Origin of the sequence: Streptomyces cinnamoneus (assembly GCF_002939475.1) — a bacterium.
GTDB lineage: Bacteria > Actinomycetota > Actinomycetes > Streptomycetales > Streptomycetaceae > Streptomyces > Streptomyces cinnamoneus_A.
On the sequence record NZ_PKFQ01000001.1, the window covers coordinates 3434362 to 3448987 of the forward strand.

The 14626-nt window shown below is 72.6% G+C and carries 13 protein-coding genes; 7 read left to right on the plus strand and 6 right to left on the minus strand.

What is annotated here, in order from left to right; translation table 11 throughout:
* The first annotated feature begins 11 nt into the window (after window positions 1-11).
* A complete protein-coding gene (locus CYQ11_RS14910; protein ID WP_099200042.1) occupies window positions 12-2159 on the plus strand; it encodes an ATP-binding SpoIIE family protein phosphatase in 2148 nt (715 codons plus the stop codon).
* On the opposite strand, the gene CYQ11_RS14915 is transcribed toward CYQ11_RS14910, so the two are convergent.
* Window positions 2152-3111, minus strand: a complete 960-nt coding sequence (locus tag CYQ11_RS14915) for a pirin family protein (RefSeq protein ID WP_099200041.1) — start codon at window positions 3109-3111, stop codon at window positions 2152-2154. The genes CYQ11_RS14910 and CYQ11_RS14915 overlap by 8 nt on opposite strands.
* A gap of 115 nt (window positions 3112-3226) precedes the next feature.
* On the opposite strand from CYQ11_RS14915, the gene CYQ11_RS14920 reads away from it, so the two are divergent.
* Entirely contained in the window at window positions 3227-4192 is a 966-nt protein-coding gene (locus CYQ11_RS14920) for a trypsin-like serine peptidase (protein ID WP_099200040.1), read from the plus strand.
* 26 nt (window positions 4193-4218) lie between these two features.
* On the opposite strand, the gene CYQ11_RS14925 is transcribed toward CYQ11_RS14920, so the two are convergent.
* A complete protein-coding gene (locus CYQ11_RS14925) occupies window positions 4219-4671 on the minus strand; it encodes an SseB family protein (protein ID WP_099200039.1) in 453 nt (150 codons plus the stop codon).
* Window positions 4672-4801: 130 nt separating this feature from the next.
* Here CYQ11_RS14925 and CYQ11_RS14930 point away from each other — a divergent pair, with 130 nt between their 5' ends.
* The 4 genes from CYQ11_RS14930 to CYQ11_RS14945 all read left to right on the plus strand — a co-directional run bounded on the left by CYQ11_RS14930 (window position 4802) and on the right by CYQ11_RS14945 (window position 8964).
* On the plus strand, window positions 4802-6628 hold the full coding sequence (locus tag CYQ11_RS14930) for an acyl-CoA dehydrogenase (RefSeq protein ID WP_099200038.1): 1827 nt from the start codon (window positions 4802-4804) through the stop codon (window positions 6626-6628).
* 84 nt (window positions 6629-6712) lie between these two features.
* A complete protein-coding gene (locus CYQ11_RS14935; RefSeq protein WP_099200037.1) occupies window positions 6713-8005 on the plus strand; it encodes a M18 family aminopeptidase in 1293 nt (430 codons plus the stop codon).
* Between the two features lie 5 nt (window positions 8006-8010).
* Window positions 8011-8652, plus strand: coding sequence for a DUF4232 domain-containing protein (locus CYQ11_RS14940; protein ID WP_099200036.1), 642 nt, complete (start codon window positions 8011-8013; stop codon window positions 8650-8652).
* An 87-nt stretch (window positions 8653-8739) separates the two neighbouring features.
* Window positions 8740-8964 carry a DUF6458 family protein gene (locus CYQ11_RS14945; protein ID WP_099200035.1) on the plus strand — a complete coding sequence of 75 codons (225 nt, stop codon included), beginning with the start codon at window positions 8740-8742 and terminating at the stop codon, window positions 8962-8964.
* A gap of 19 nt (window positions 8965-8983) precedes the next feature.
* Here the strand turns inward: CYQ11_RS14945 and CYQ11_RS14950 are convergent, their stop codons facing one another.
* Window positions 8984-10789, minus strand: coding sequence for an NHL domain-containing thioredoxin family protein (locus CYQ11_RS14950; protein ID WP_099200034.1), 1806 nt, complete (start codon window positions 10787-10789; stop codon window positions 8984-8986).
* A 60-nt stretch (window positions 10790-10849) separates the two neighbouring features.
* A complete protein-coding gene (locus CYQ11_RS14955) occupies window positions 10850-11626 on the minus strand; it encodes a carbon-nitrogen family hydrolase (protein WP_099200033.1) in 777 nt (258 codons plus the stop codon).
* Between the two features lie 135 nt (window positions 11627-11761).
* Between CYQ11_RS14955 and CYQ11_RS14960 the strand changes: the two genes are divergently transcribed.
* Window positions 11762-12592, plus strand: coding sequence for a maleylpyruvate isomerase family mycothiol-dependent enzyme (locus CYQ11_RS14960; RefSeq protein WP_099200032.1), 831 nt, complete (start codon window positions 11762-11764; stop codon window positions 12590-12592).
* A gap of 22 nt (window positions 12593-12614) precedes the next feature.
* Here the strand turns inward: CYQ11_RS14960 and CYQ11_RS14965 are convergent, their stop codons facing one another.
* Both CYQ11_RS14965 and CYQ11_RS14970 read right to left on the minus strand, forming a co-directional pair.
* On the minus strand, window positions 12615-13925 hold the full coding sequence (locus tag CYQ11_RS14965) for an MFS transporter (RefSeq protein ID WP_099200031.1): 1311 nt from the start codon (window positions 13923-13925) through the stop codon (window positions 12615-12617).
* A complete protein-coding gene (locus tag CYQ11_RS14970; RefSeq protein ID WP_099200247.1) occupies window positions 13922-14584 on the minus strand; it encodes a GntR family transcriptional regulator in 663 nt (220 codons plus the stop codon). The genes CYQ11_RS14965 and CYQ11_RS14970 overlap by 4 nt, the downstream gene beginning before the upstream one ends.
* Window positions 14585-14626: the final 42 nt, after the last annotated feature.

Sequence of the window (14626 nt, forward strand, 5' to 3'; positions counted from 1 at the left end):
AAAGTGGGGCAATGCGCACCGAGGACGTACTGGCCGCCGTCTCCACGGGCCTGTGGCACTGGGACAACGCCTCGCGCACCGTCACCTTCGACGCCGAGGCCGCGCGGCTGCTGGGGCTGCCCGCCGAGCGCGTCGAGCTGTCCGAGCCGGCCGCCCGGGCCCGCTTCCACGCGGTGGACTGGGTGCAGGTCCAGGGCGTCATCCGCCTCGCGGCGGCCGAGGGCACCCTCGCCGAGGCCCGGATGCGGGTCGTGGACGACGCGGGACGGGTGCTGCGGACCGTGCGCAGCCGCACCCGGCCCGGCACCGAGGCCAGACACCGGCTGACCGGCACCATCGAGGAGGTCCCCGAACCGCAGCAGGGCACCTCCCCGGCCCCCGCGGCCGTCACCGGCGACTGGCGGCGCAACCGCGAGGCCTTCCTCCTGGACGCCGGGCGGGCCCTGGCCGAGGCGCGCTCGACGTCCGAGGTGCTGCGGGTGGCGGCCACCTTGTCGATGCCGGGCTTCGAGCCCTCGGGGCTCGCGGTCTTCGCCAGCGAGGGCAACCGCGTCAAGCTCATCGGGCACCACGGCTACGAACCCGGCGCCATGGAGGACTTCCGGGACGAGCCCATGGACACGGGCTACCCGGCCGCCGAGGTCATCCGCACCGGGCGCGCGGTGTACCTGCCCTCGCCCGAGGACTACGCCCGGCGCTTCCCCGGCCTGTACCCGAAGGTCGCCAAGTTCGGCCGGCGGTCGTGGGCCTTCCTCCCGCTGATCAACGCGGGCCGCACGATCGGCGCCTGGATGGCCGGCTTCAGCATGCCGGTCACCTTCACCCCCGACGAGCGCTCGGTGCTCACCACGGTCGCCCGGATGCTCGCCCAGGCGCTGGGCCGGGCCAGCGCCCACGAGTCGGAGCGCGAGCTGACCATGGGCCTCCAGCGCTCGATGATGCCCACCGTCGAGCCCGACATCCCCGGCATGAGCGTGGCCGCCCGCTATGTGCCGACGGGCGGCGGACTGGAGGTCGGCGGCGACTGGTACGACATGATCCCCCTGCCCGGGGAAGGGAAGATCGCCCTGGTCATCGGTGACGTCCAGGGCCATGACGTGCGGGCGGCGGGGCTCATGGGCCAGCTGCGGATCGCCCTGCGCGCCTACGCCTCCGAGGGCCACCACCCCGACGCGGTCCTCTCCCGCGCCTCCCGCTTCCTGGCCGGCATCAACGGCGGGGACGCCGGCGACGAGGACGCCGTGGCCGACCAGCGCTTCGCCACCTGCCTCTACATCGAGGCGACGCCCGCCACCGGCATGCTGGTGATCGCCCGCGCGGGCCACCCCGACCCCGCGATCCGGCTCAGCGACGGCACCATGCTCGTACGCCCCACGGCGGGCGGGCTGCCGCTGGGGATCGTGCCGGACACCGACTACCCGACCACCCGGATGGTCCTGGAGCCCGGCGAGACGATGATGGTCTGCACCGACGGCCTCATCGAGACCGGCGGGCACGACCTGGAGACCGGCTGGGCGCGGCTGCGCGAGGTCGTCGAGGGGCACTCCGCCGACGCCGGCGACGGCAGTCTGGAGAAGCTCGCGGACTCCCTGGTCCAGGCCGTCCACGGGCCGCCCTCGCACTACACCACGGGCCCGCTGATCGACCGCCGCGAGGACGACATCGCGCTGCTGCTCCTGCGCCGCGACCTGCCGGCGGCGGCCGCCCCCGGCCAGGCGCCGCCCGCGCCCCGCCCGCCGCGCCGCACGGTCCTGACCATCGCCCAGGCCGAGCCCGAGCGCATCGCCGAGGCGCGGCAGCAGATACGGGAGCTGATGTACGACTGGCCCGACCAGGACCAGACCGACTCGGCCGTGCTGATGGTGTCCGAGATGGTCACCAACGTGCTCGTCCACACCGACGGGGACGCGATCCTGATCGCCGAGATATCCGGCGAGCCCGGTGTGCGCTCGGTGCGCGTCGACGTCGCCGACAGCAGCGACGAACTGCCGCACCGCCGCCACCCCGGGGAGATGGCCTCCTCGGGGCGCGGCCTGGTGCTGATGGAACTGCTCGCCGGTGCCTGGGGCGTGGACCCGCAGGGCGAAGGCAAGAACATCTGGTTCGAGCTCTACGAGACGGCCGGCGACGGGGAGACGCGGTTCGAGGGCATCACCTGAGCGCGGGGTCCGCCGGGACGACCCCCAGCCGGCCCGCCTGGAAGTCCTCGAAGGCCTGGGCCAGCTCCGCGTGGGTGTTCATCACGAACGGCCCGTAGTGCCGCATGGGCTCCCGTATCGGCGCGCCGCCCAGCAGGACGACCTCGAAGTCCGGGCTCCGGGACTCCTGCGTGGCGTCCGCCCGGACGGTCAGCGAGTCGCCGGCGCCGAAGACCACGGTCTGACCGGCCCGGAAGGGCCGGCGCTCGGCGCCCGCCGCGCCGCGCCCGGCGAGGGCGTAGGCCAGGCCGTTGAAGTCGGACCGCCAGGGCAGCGTCACCTCGGCGCCGGGGCGCAGCGAGACGTGCGCCATGGTGACGGGCGTGTGGGTGATGCCCGGCCCCCGGTGGCCGTCGAGCTCGCCGGCGATCAGGCGCAGCAGCGCACCGCCGTCGCCGGAGGTGAGGAGCTTGACCTTGCCGCGGCCGATGTCCTGGTAGCGGGGCGGCATCATCTTGTCCTTCTTCGGCAGGTTCACCCACAGCTGGAGGCCGTGGAAGAGCCCGCCGGCGACGACGAGGGCCTCCGGCGGCGCCTCGATGTGCAGCAGTCCGGAGCCGGCGGTCATCCACTGGGTGTCGCCGTCGGTGATCGTGCCGCCGCCCCCGTGGGAGTCCTGGTGCACGAACGTGCCGTCGATCAGATAGGTGACGGTCTCGAAGCCCCGGTGGGGGTGCCACGGGGTGCCCTTGGGCTCGCCCGGCGCGTACTCCACCTCACCCATCTGGTCCATCATGATGAACGGGTCGAGGTGCTCGTACCCGATGCCCGCGAAGGCGCGGCGCACGGGGAAGCCCTCGCCCTCGAAACCGCTCGGGGCGGTGGCGACGTGCAGCACCGGCCGCCGGGCGCCGTCGGCGGGTGCGGTCACGCGCGGCAGGGTCAGCGGGTTCTCGACGGTCACTGCGGGCATCTCGGCCTCCTCGGGGTGTGCTCCCAATTTAGTTGAACAGTGAACAACCTGCAACGCCGTACGCATTCCCGTACTCGGAGGGCGTCGCTCCGGGCCGAGGGTGGACACTTGATCAATGCGCGAGCGCCCGAAGCCCCCGAAGAGCGAGAGAACCGGCGGCGGCCCAGGCCCGGCCGGCTACGCCGCCCTCGTCGCCGTCGTCCTCGCCCTGACCGCCGTCGGGCTGCTGGTGGCGAACAGCGGGCTGGCCACGGACGCGCCGCTGGCCGACGGCGACTCCTCGGGGCACTACCGCCAGCCCGAGGACCTGGCCGAGAAGTCCGCGGCCGCGATGCGCTCGGCGATACGCACCGTCGCCCCGGGGCCGCTGACCGCCCCCGTGGCACGGGGCACCCGCACGGACAAGCTGCCGCCCTCCGACCCCCTGACCGCGCAGGAGGCGCCGGCGTCGCCCGCCGTGGGCCCGCTGTTCTACACCGGCCAGGGCGAGCCGGGGCACGGCTGCACGGCGAGCGTGGTGCACAGCCGGCGGGGCGACCTGCTGGTGACCGCCGCCCACTGCGTGCACGTGGGCGGCTTCCGCACGGACCTGGCCTTCGCCCCGGGCTACAAGGACGGCGTGGCGCCGTACGGGGTCTGGGTGCCCACCGCCATCGACGTCGACCCCGCGTGGGTGCTGCGCCGGGACCCCGACCACGACGTGGCCTTCGTCCGGGTGCGCCCTGCGGAGAAGAACGGCGGCACCCCGATCGAGCGCGTGACCGGCGCGCAGGCGATCGCCTTCGACCCGCCGCGCGGCGCCCCCACCCGCGTCCTGGGCTACCCCAGCGACAGCGAGCGGCCGCTGGCCTGCCAGAACGCCACCGAGGCCGAGAGCGGGACCCAGGTGCGCTTCGACTGCGAGGGCCTGCCGAACGGCACGAGCGGCAGCCCGTTCCTCACGGACGTGGACCCCGCGACGGGCCTGGGCACCGTCGCCGGGGTGCTGGGCGGCAAGGACGAGGGCGGCGACGAGACGACCTCGTACAGCACCTACTTCGGGGAGCCCGTGCGGAAGCTGTACCGCAGGGCGGCGGGCTGAGCCGGCGGGCCGCGGAGCGGTGGCTCCTAGCCGTACATCCGCCGCATGGCGAAGTCCACCATCTGCTCCACCGACTTCGCGTCGAAGACGATGCGGTGGTCCCCCTCCATGTCCAGCACGAAGCCGTATCCCGTCGGCAGGAGGTCGAGCACCTCCGCCCCCGTGATCACGAAGTACTTCGACTCCTTGCCCGCGTACCGGCGCAGCTCCTTCAGGGAGGTGAACATCGGGATCACGGGCTGCTGGGTGTTGTGCAGGGCGAGGAAACCCGGGGTCTCACCACGCGGGCAGTAGACCTTGGAGCCGGAGAGGACCGACTGGAAGTCCTCGGCGGACATCTGGCCGGTGGTGAAGGCCCGGACCGCGTCGGCGAGCGACGGGGGCGACGGCTCGGGGTACAGCGGCTGTTCGCCGTAGCCTCCGGGCTGCTGCGGGGGCGCGTAGCCCTGCTGTGCCGCGTTCTGGTCGTAGCCGTACATGGCCCAAAGCGTAAAGGGTCACAGTTGGCCGATCAGGTCTTGCGTCTTATTACCGGTGGGTAGCATCATGCTGCTTACTGACCGGTACGCACAGAGGATCGCCCTCCCGTCACCTACGGAGCCGTCTGTCATGGGCCACTACAAGTCGAATCTCCGCGACATCGAGTTCAACCTCTTCGAGGTCCTCGGTCGCGACAAGCTGTACGGCACCGGCCCGTTCGGTGAAATGGACGTCGAGACGGCGAAGAGCGTGCTGTCCGAGATCGCCCGCCTCTCGGAGAACGAGCTGGCCGCGTCGTTCGTCGACACCGACCGCAACCCGCCGGTCTTCGACCCGGAGACCAACACGGCTCCGGTCCCCGAGGCGTTCAAGAAGAGCTACCAGGCGTACATGGACGCCGAGTGGTGGCGCCTGGGCATCCCGGAGGGCATCGGCGGCACCACCACGCCGCGCTCGCTGCTGTGGGGCTTCGCCGAGACCATCCTGGGCTCCAACCCGGCGGTCTGGATGTACTCCTCCGGCCCGGCCTTCGCCGGCGTCCTCTACGACGAGGGCACCGAGCAGCAGAAGCACATCGCCAAGCTCGCGGTGGACAAGCAGTGGGGCTCCACCATGGTGCTCACCGAGCCGGACGCCGGCTCGGACGTGGGCGCCGGCCGCACCAAGGCCGTCAAGCAGGAGGACGGCTCCTGGCACATCGAGGGCGTCAAGCGCTTCATCACCTCCGGTGAGCACGACATGGCGGAGAACATCCTCCACTACGTCCTCGCCCGCCCCGAGGGCGCCGGCCCCGGCACCAAGGGCCTGTCCCTCTTCCTCGTCCCGAAGTACGAGTTCGACTTCGAGACCGGCGAGCTGGGCGCGCGCAACGGCGTCTACGCCACCAACGTCGAGCACAAGATGGGCCTGAAGGCCTCCAACACGTGCGAGATGACCTTCGGCGACAAGCACCCCGCCAAGGGCTGGCTCATCGGCGAGAAGCACGACGGCATCCGCCAGATGTTCATGATCATCGAGTTCGCCCGGATGATGGTGGGCACGAAGGCCATCGCCACCCTCTCCACCGGCTACCTCAACGCGCTGGAGTACGCCAAGGAGCGCGTGCAGGGCCCGGACCTGGCCAACTTCATGGACAAGTCCGCGCCCAAGGTCACCATCACCCACCACCCCGACGTGCGCCGCTCGCTGATGACGCAGAAGGCGTACGCGGAGGGCATGCGCGCCCTGGTGCTCTACACCGCCTCGGTCCAGGACGAGATCCTGGTCAAGGAGGCCGCGGGCGAGGACGCCAAGGCCCTGCACGGCCTCAACGACCTGCTCCTGCCGATCGTCAAGGGCTACGGCTCGGAGAAGTCCTACGAGCAGCTGGCGCAGTCGCTGCAGACCTTCGGCGGCTCCGGGTACCTCCAGGAGTACCCGATCGAGCAGTACATCCGCGACTCGAAGATCGACACGCTCTACGAGGGCACGACCGCCATCCAGGGCCAGGACTTCTTCTTCCGGAAGATCGTCCGCGACCAGGGCCAGGCCCTGACCACCCTCTCCGAGGAGATCAAGAAGTTCCTCGCCGAGGCCGCCGGCGGCGAGGACCTCGCCGACGCCCGCGAGAAGCTCGCGCGGGCCGCGGTGGACCTGGAGGGGATCGTCGGCGCGATGCTGACCGACCTCGCCGCCACCGAGAAGGACGTCAAGTCCATCTACAAGGTGGGCCTGAACACCACCCGCCTGCTGATGGCCTCCGGCGACGTCGTCGTCGCCTACCTCCTCCTCAAGGGCGCGGCGGTCGCCGCCGAGAAGCTGCCCACCGCCTCCACCAAGGACAAGGCGTTCTACGAGGGCAAGATCGCCGCGGCGAAGTTCTTCGCCCACACGGTCCTGCCGAACCTGGCCGTCGAGCGCGCGCTGGCCGAAAGCGTCGACCAGTCGCTGATGGAGCTGGACGAGGCCGCCTTCTAACAGGCCGTCACACACGGGGAAAAGGGCAGGAGACGGGCACCGAAAGGACCGCCCGGCTCTTGCCCTGATCCTTATCCTGAGGAAATGAGCTCTGCGCACCGCTTCGACCGCGGCCACACCGACGACCTGATGTCCTACCTCGCGGCCAGCCCCTCCCCGTACCACGCGGTGGCGAACACCGCCGAGCGGCTGGAGAAGGCGGGCTTCCGCCGCATCGAGGAGACCGACGCGTGGGACGCGTCGACCGGCGGCAAGTACGTGACGCGCGGCGGTGCCGTCATCGCCTGGTACGTCCCCGAGGGCGCGACCCCCGCCACCCCCTTCCGGATCGTCGGAGCGCACACCGACTCCCCCAACCTGCGCGTCAAGCCGCTGCCCGACACCGGCGCCCTCGGCTGGCGCCAGGTCGCCGTCGAGATCTACGGCGGCACGCTGCTCAACACCTGGCTGGACCGCGACCTCGGCCTCTCCGGCCGGGTCACCCTGCGCGACGGCACCCACCGCCTGGTCAACGTGGACCGCCCGCTGCTGCGCGTGCCGCAGCTCGCCATCCACCTCGACCGCGGCGTCAACAACGACGGCCTCAAGCTCGACAAGCAGCGCCACATGACGCCCGTCTGGGGCCTGGGCGAACCGCGCGAGGGCGACCTCATCCGCTTCGTCGGCGAGGAGACCGGCGTCGACGCGGGCGAGATCGCCGGCTGGGACCTGATGACGCACAGCGTCGAACCGCCCGCCTACCTCGGCCGCGACCGCGAGCTGCTGGCCGGCCCCCGCATGGACAACCTCCTGTCCGTGCACGCCGGTACGGCCGCGCTGCTCGCCGCCATCGGCTCCGAAGGGCTCCCCAGCATCCCCGTGCTGGCCGCCTTCGACCACGAGGAGAACGGCAGCCAGTCCGACACCGGCGCCGAGGGCCCGCTCCTGGGCACCGTGCTGGAACGATCCGTCTACGCCCGCGGCGGTACCTACGAGGACCGGGCCCGCGCCTTCGCCGGCACGATCTGCCTCTCCTCCGACACCGGCCACGCCGTGCACCCCAACTACGGCGAGCGCCACGAGCCGGGCCACCACCCCGTGCCCAACGGCGGCCCGATCCTGAAGGTCAACGTCAACCAGCGCTACGCCACGGACGGCAGCGGCCGGGCCGTCTTCGCCGCCGCCTGCGAGCGGGCCGGCGTGCCCTGGCAGCACTTCGTCTCCAACAACTCCATGCCCTGCGGCACCACCATCGGCCCCATCACCGCCGCCCGCCACGGCATCGCCACCGTCGACATCGGCGTGGCCTGCCTGTCCATGCACTCGGCGCGCGAGCTGTGCGGCGCGGACGACCCGCACCTGCTGGCCGCCGCGCTCACCGCCTTCCTGGAGGGCTGAGCACCGTGCACAACCGCACCCTGCGGACCGCCGCCGCCGCGCTCACCGCCGCGGCCGCCCTCACCCTCACCGCCTGCGGCGGCGACGGCGGCTCGGACGGCAAGGCCAAGGACAAGGCCGACACGGCGACCGCCCAGGAACAGGCCGACACGGCCGGGGACTCCACCGACGCCACCGACACCACCGACGGCGGCGCGGACGACAAGCCGCAGGACACGGGCGACGCCTGCCTCCCCGGCACCGTCAAGGTCGAGGCCAAGGCCGTGAAGTCCCCCGTGAACCACGTCCTGCTGACGGCGACGAACACGGGCAAGAGCCCGTGCACGGCCTACGGCTTCCCGTTCCTGCGCTTCGACCAGGACCAGGCCACCGCCGGAGTCGTCGAGGAGAGCAAGCCGAAGGCCGGCGGCGTGAAGCTGGCCCCCGGCAAGGCCGCCCACGCCGCGGTCATCGCCTCCGCCGCCGACGGCTCCGCCGGCGCGGGCCGCGAGGCAGGACAGCTCTCCGTCACCCTCCAGACCCCGGGCGGGGACCCGCTGCCGGGCAAGGCGGCACAGCCCGCACTCCCCGGCGGCGCGCTGCACGTCGACGACTCCGCCCGCACGACCTACTGGCAGGACACCGAGGCGGCCGCACTGAAGTGGTAGCCCCGAGGTCGTGATTGGCCGTTCCGGGCCGGGGTAGCCGCACGGTCGCCAACCCGGAACGACCGATCATGTTCGGAGGCGTTTGCCATGGGCATCACGTGGTGCATCGGTCTGATCGCGGCGGGCGCGATCCTCACCTTCGCCGTCGACTGGCAGATCGACGGGGTCAACGTCCCGCTGGTGGGCCTGATCCTCATGGCGGCGGGCTTCCTGGGCCTGTGCGCCTACGTGAGCATCTTCAGGCGCCGCAGGACACAGCCGCCGCCCCCGGCGGCCACCGTCGTCGAAGAGGACCACCGGTACGTCCGGTGATCCCCTCCGCGGCGCCGGCTCAGCCGTCGAGGCCCGCCAGCACCAGGGGCAGCCGGCCCGCGCCGCCCTCGACGACCCGCACCGGCACACCCCAGTCCTGCTGGTGGACGTGACAGGCGGGGTACTCGTTCGCCGGGTCGTCGTCGCACGACGCCGCCATCGCGGACACGTGCAGCACGCCTTCGCCCACCCCGTCCGCCAGCACCAGGTCACGGCCCAGGTCGGTGCCCTGGCCCGCGCCCTCCGCCAGGAGCTCCGGCGGGGTGGAGCTGACCAGCAGCCGCGTGGACGGCCCGTAGCGCGTGTCCAGTTTCTGCCCCCGGGGCGCCTGGAAGACCACGTCCAGCCGCAGCGTGCCGGGGGCGATCTCCGTCGCCGCGCGCTGCGTGCGGTGCGCCACCGACTCGACCCGGACGGCCTCCTCGGGCAGCCGCAGCCGCGTCAGCCGGTGCCGGGCCGACTCGACGACCACGATGTCGTCGTCCACCAGCACCGCGTCCGAGGGCTCCCGCAGGTCCGTCGCCAGGGTCGTCACCTGGCCGGTCGCCGGGTCGTAGCGGCGCAGGGCGTGGTTGTAGGTGTCCGAGACGGCCACGGAGCCGTCGGGCAGGACGGTGACGCCCAGGGGGTGCTGGAGCAGCGCCTGGTCCGCGGCCCCGTCCCGGTGGCCGAAGTCGAAGAGCCCGGCGCCGACGGCCGTACGCACGGCGAAGCCCTCGCCGTCCCGCTCGACGTAGCGCAGGGCGGAGGTCTCCGAGTCGGCGAGCCACAGCCGGTCCGCGCCCGCGGCGAGCCCGGACGGCTGGGCGAACCACGCCTCGGCCGCGGGCCCGTCCACCAGGCCCTCGTTGGTCGTGCCGGCCGCGACCTCGACCGTCCCCGCCGCCGGGTCGTACGTCCACAGCTGGTGGACGCCCGCCATGGCGATCCACACCCGGTCCGCGAACCAGGCCACGTCCCACGGCGAGGACAGGTCCACGTCCCGGGCCGGGCCGCTGGTCGCCGAGCCCTGCCACCACTGGCGACCGGTGCCGGCGACGGTCTCCACGGCCCCGGTGGCGGGGTCGTACGTCCGCAGGGCGTGGTTGACGGTGTCGGCGACGATCACCTTGCCGTCGGGGAGCAGCGCGAGGCCCTGGGGCTCGTTGAACGTCGCGGGAGTGTCGCTGAGGCCGCGCTCGCCGGTACCGACGCGGCGCACGACGCTCTCGCCGTCCGCCGCGAGCTCGACCAGCTGGTGCCGGGTGGTGTCCGAGACCAGGAGGTTGCCGCCGGGCAGCAGCAGCGCCTTGCCGGGGAAGCGCAGGTCGGTGGCCTCCGGCTCCGGCGGCACGTAGGGGCCGTCGCCGCGCCGGAGGGTGCCCTTGGCCTCGTGGGCGGCCTCCAGCTCCGCCACGAGTCGCGCGATGGCGTGCGCGTGGCCCTCGCCCGCGTGCTGGGCGACGACGTAGCCCTCGGGGTCGACGACGACCAGGGTGGGCCAGGCGCGGACGGCGTACTGCTTCCAGGTCGCGAGCTCGGGGTCGTCCAGGACGGGGTGGTGGACGCCGTACCGCTCGACGGCGTCGACGACGGCCTGGTGGTCGGCCTCGTGCACGAACTTCGGCGAGTGCACGCCGATGATCACGACGGTGTCGCGGTGCTTCTCCTCCAGCTCGCGCAGCTCGTCGAGGACGTGCAGGCAGTTCACGCAGCAAAACGTCCAAAAATCGACAATTACGATCTTTCCGCGCAAGGCGGCGAGGGAGAGGTCGTTGTCACCGGTGTTCAGCCAGCCGCCCTTACCGATCAGCTCGGGGGCGCGGACGCGTGCGTGGGGAGCCATGCCCCCATCCAACAGGGTGGGCGCGGGTGGCTATTCCCGCGGGGTTCTTTTCCCCTTCCCCTACCGCAGGACCCGGTCCTTCAGGGCCGGGAAGTCCTCGCGCACCTTCCCCACCCGGGCCGGGTCGAGGTCGGCCACCAGGACCTCCTCCCCCGCCCCCGCCTGCGCGACGACCTCGCCCCACGGGTCGACCACGACGCTGTGGCCCGCCTGCCCGACGCCGGCGTGGGTGCCCGCCGTGCCGCACGCGAGGACGTACGCCTGGTTCTCCACGGCCCGTGCCCGGGCGAGGAGCGTCCAGTGGTCGCGGCGCCGCTCGGGCCAGCCGGCCGGTACGACGAACACCTGGGCGCCGGCGTCGACCAGGGCGCGGAACAGCTCGGGGAAGCGCAGGTCGTAGCAGGTCGCCAGGCCGAGCGTGGTGTCCGGCAGCCGCACCGTGACCGGCTCGGCGCCCGCGCCCATCAGCACGGCCTCGCCCTTGTCGAAGCCGAAGCGGTGGATCTTCCGGTAGGCGGCGGCGAGTTCGCCGGAGGGCGAGAAGACGAGGGAGGTGTTGTAGAGCGTGCCGTCCGCCGCCCGCTCGACCACCGAGCCGGCGTGCAGCCAGACGCCCGCGTCGCGCGCGGCAGCCGCCATCGCCGCGGCCGTCGGGCCGTCCAAGGACTCCGCCTCGGCGGCGAAGGACTCGTAGGCGAACGCTCCCACCGGCCACAGCTCGGGGAGCACCACGAGGTCACTGCCCCGCTGCCGCCGCACGAGTTCGGCGGCGCGTTCGCGGCGGGCGGCGACCGGGTCGTCCGGGCGTACTTCGAACTGGATCAAAGAAGCGCGCACATTACCACCACTCTCCGCACCTGCCACACGAAACCTCTGTCACGGCGACCGTCCGCAGCGTAACTTAACGGGGGAGAGCCCAGACAGCCTTGCCACGCACGCACCCGTCGCTCAGCACCGCCTTAGGGATTCGCCGTGACCGTCCACCCCAGCCTTCAGCCCGCCATCGACGCCTGGACCCATTCCGTCGAAGCCGTCAGCGACTTGGTGAGACCCCTCGCCGAGAGCGACTGGAACCGGGCCACCGAGTGCCCGGGGTGGTCGGTGCGCGACGTGGTGTCGCACATCATCGGCGTCGAGTGCGAAATGCTGGGCGAGCCACGGCCGATCCACACGCTGCCGCGCGATCTACGCCACGTCACCGACGAGTTCTCGCGCTACATCGAGGTGCAGGTCGACGTGCGGCGCTGCCACACGGCCCCGGAGATGACCTCCGAGCTGGAGTACACGATCATCCGGCGGTGCCGTCAGCTGCGCAACGAGACGCGTCCGCCCCAGGCGACGGTCCGCTGGCCGCTGGGCACCGCCAACGAACAGACGCTCGAACGGACGCTCGCCCTGCGGGCCTTCGACGTGTGGACCCACGAGCAGGACCTGCGCCGGGCCCTGGGCGTGCCGGGCAACCTCGACTCGCCCGCCGCCGTGATCAGCCGGGACTTCCTGCTGCGGGCGCTGCCGAAGCTGGTCGCCGAGGACGCCGGGGCGCGGCCGGGGTCGACGGTGGTCTTCGACGTGCACGGGCCGCTGGAGTTCCTGCGGACCGTACGGGTCGGGCCGCAGGGCAAGGCCACGATCGACGGCAGCGTCTCGCTGGGGCCGTCGGTGACGTTCGCCCTGGACTGGGAGACCTACGCGCGGCTGGCCTGCGGCCGGGTGCGGCCGGAGGCCGTGGCGGACCGGGTCAAGATCGACGGGGACCGGGAGCTGGCGGGCGCGGTGCTGCGCGAGTTCGCCGTCACCCCTTGAGGGCCCGGGTGTTGTCGTGTCGTCAGGTCGAGCGCACCGGCACGTGCACGGTCTCCACCCGTGACGCCACGACGCGTTCCCGCTCCCGCTGCTCGGCCCGGCCCCGCAGTCGCAGGATCTGCGACAGCCCGAGCGCCTGGACGACGAACACGAAGGCGAAGGCGGCGCGGAAGTTCCCGCCGGTGGAGTCCAGCAGGACGCCAACGGCGAGCAGCGTGGTCATGGAGGCCACGAAGCCGCCCATGTTGACGATGCCGGAGGCGGTGCCCTGCCGCTCGGGCGGGTTGGCGGGGCGGGCGAAGTCGAATCCGATCATCGACGCCGGGCCGCAGGCCCCGAGCACCACGCACAGCGCGACCAGCAGGGCCATGGGGGCGTGGTCGCCGGGCCAGCCGACGGCCGCCGCCCACAGCAGAGCCGTCGCCCCGAGCGTGCCGAGCACGAGCGGCAGCCGTGCCGCGTGGTGGCGGCCGACGATCTGCCCGTAGACCAGGCCGACGGCCATGTTGACCAGCACGACGAGTGTCAGCAGGGAACCCGCCGTGCCGCGCGCGAGGCCCTGGGCCTCCACCAGGAACGGCATGCCCCACAGCAGCAGGAACACCATGGCCGGGAACTGGGTGGTGAAGTGCGCCCACAGTCCCAGCCGGGTGCCGGGCTCGCGCCAGGACCGGGCGATCTGCTGCCGCACGGACCCCTTTCCGGGGCGGGGGCCCGGGGCCGGTTCCATGCCCTCGGGGTGGTCCTTGAGGAAGAGCAGCAGCAGGACGAGGACCAGCGCTCCGGCGCCCGCGCTGCCCGCGAACGTGGCCGTCCAGCCGGCGCCGTGCAGCAGGCGGGAAAGGACGACCGTCGAGACCAGGTTGCCCGCCATCCCGCACAGCGCCGCGACCTGCGCGATCATCGGCCCCGTGCGGGCGGGGAACCAGCGCGCGCCCAGGCGCAGCACGCTGATGAACGTCATGGCGTCACCGCAGCCGAGCAGCGCGCGGCAGGCGAGGGCGACGTCGTAGGAGCGGGCGAGGGCGAAGCCGAGCTGCCCGGCGGTGAACAGGACGGTGCCGAGGACCAGCACCTTCCTGGTGCCCAGCCGGTCGACCATGAGGCCGACGGGTATCTGCATGCCGGCGTAGACCAGCAGCTGGAGTATGGAGAAGGTGGACAGCGCGGAGGCCCCTATGTGGAAGCGTTCGGCGGCGTCGATGCCGGCGACTCCCAGGCTCGTGCGGAAGATGACCGCGACGAAGTAGACGGCGACGCCGGTCCCCCAGACGGCCACGGCCCGGCGTCCGCCGGGAGGGTCGCCGGGCAGGGCCGCTGAGCACGGATTCATCGGATGTCCCCCCGGGCCAGGTTGCGTACCCAACTGACGTGCCGGTCGACGACCTCGACGGCCGCCTCGGCGTCCCCCGCGCGCAGCGCCTGGAGGATGTCGGTGTGCTCGGCGATGTTCTTGGCGATCCGGTCGGGGTGGGCGTGCATGACGGCCACGCCCATGCGCAGCTGGCGGTCGCGCAGCTGCTCGTAGAGGTTCGCCAGGATCTGGTTGCCGGCGCTGCGCACGATCTCGGCGTGGAAGGCGCGGTCGCTGCGCGAGACGGCGGCGAGGTCGCCTGCCTCCGCCTGGCGCCGCATGTCCTCGACGAGCTCCCCGAGCCGGGCGAGCAGCCCGGGCGGCGCGGGCACGGCCTTGGCGGCCGCGTGCTTCTCCACGAGCAGCCGGGTCTCCACCACGTCGGCGATCTCCTGCGCGGACACGGCGAGGACGAGCGCCCCCTTCTTGGGGTACAGCCTGAGCAGCCCCTCCCCCTCCAGCCGCAGCAGCGCCTCGCGGACCGGCGTCCGGGACACCCCGACGGCCTCGGCCAGGTCGCCTTCGGTGAGGAGCGTGCCGCCTTCGTAACGCCGGTGTAGTACGGCGTCCTTGACGTGCGCGTACACGCGCTCGGCGGCGGGGGGTCTGGCGGTGCGGACGGCGGGCGCGGATGGCATGCGCACAGGATAGATACAACAGCGGCGCGCGAGGAGCCCCGG

Coding starts and splice junctions, on each gene's coding strand:
- CYQ11_RS14930 (WP_099200038.1), top strand. CDS start 4,802: ATGGGCCACTACAAGTCGAATCTCCGCGACATCGAGTTCAACCTCTTC.
- CYQ11_RS14965 (WP_099200031.1), bottom strand. CDS start 13,925: ATGAATCCGTGCTCAGCGGCCCTGCCCGGCGACCCTCCCGGCGGACGC.
- CYQ11_RS14935 (WP_099200037.1), top strand. CDS start 6,713: ATGAGCTCTGCGCACCGCTTCGACCGCGGCCACACCGACGACCTGATG.
- CYQ11_RS14920 (WP_099200040.1), top strand. CDS start 3,227: ATGCGCGAGCGCCCGAAGCCCCCGAAGAGCGAGAGAACCGGCGGCGGC.
- CYQ11_RS14910 (WP_099200042.1), top strand. CDS start 12: ATGCGCACCGAGGACGTACTGGCCGCCGTCTCCACGGGCCTGTGGCAC.
- CYQ11_RS14945 (WP_099200035.1), top strand. CDS start 8,740: ATGGGCATCACGTGGTGCATCGGTCTGATCGCGGCGGGCGCGATCCTC.
- CYQ11_RS14915 (WP_099200041.1), bottom strand. CDS start 3,111: ATGCCCGCAGTGACCGTCGAGAACCCGCTGACCCTGCCGCGCGTGACC.
- CYQ11_RS14925 (WP_099200039.1), bottom strand. CDS start 4,671: ATGTACGGCTACGACCAGAACGCGGCACAGCAGGGCTACGCGCCCCCG.
- CYQ11_RS14970 (WP_099200247.1), bottom strand. CDS start 14,584: ATGCCATCCGCGCCCGCCGTCCGCACCGCCAGACCCCCCGCCGCCGAG.
- CYQ11_RS14950 (WP_099200034.1), bottom strand. CDS start 10,789: ATGGCTCCCCACGCACGCGTCCGCGCCCCCGAGCTGATCGGTAAGGGC.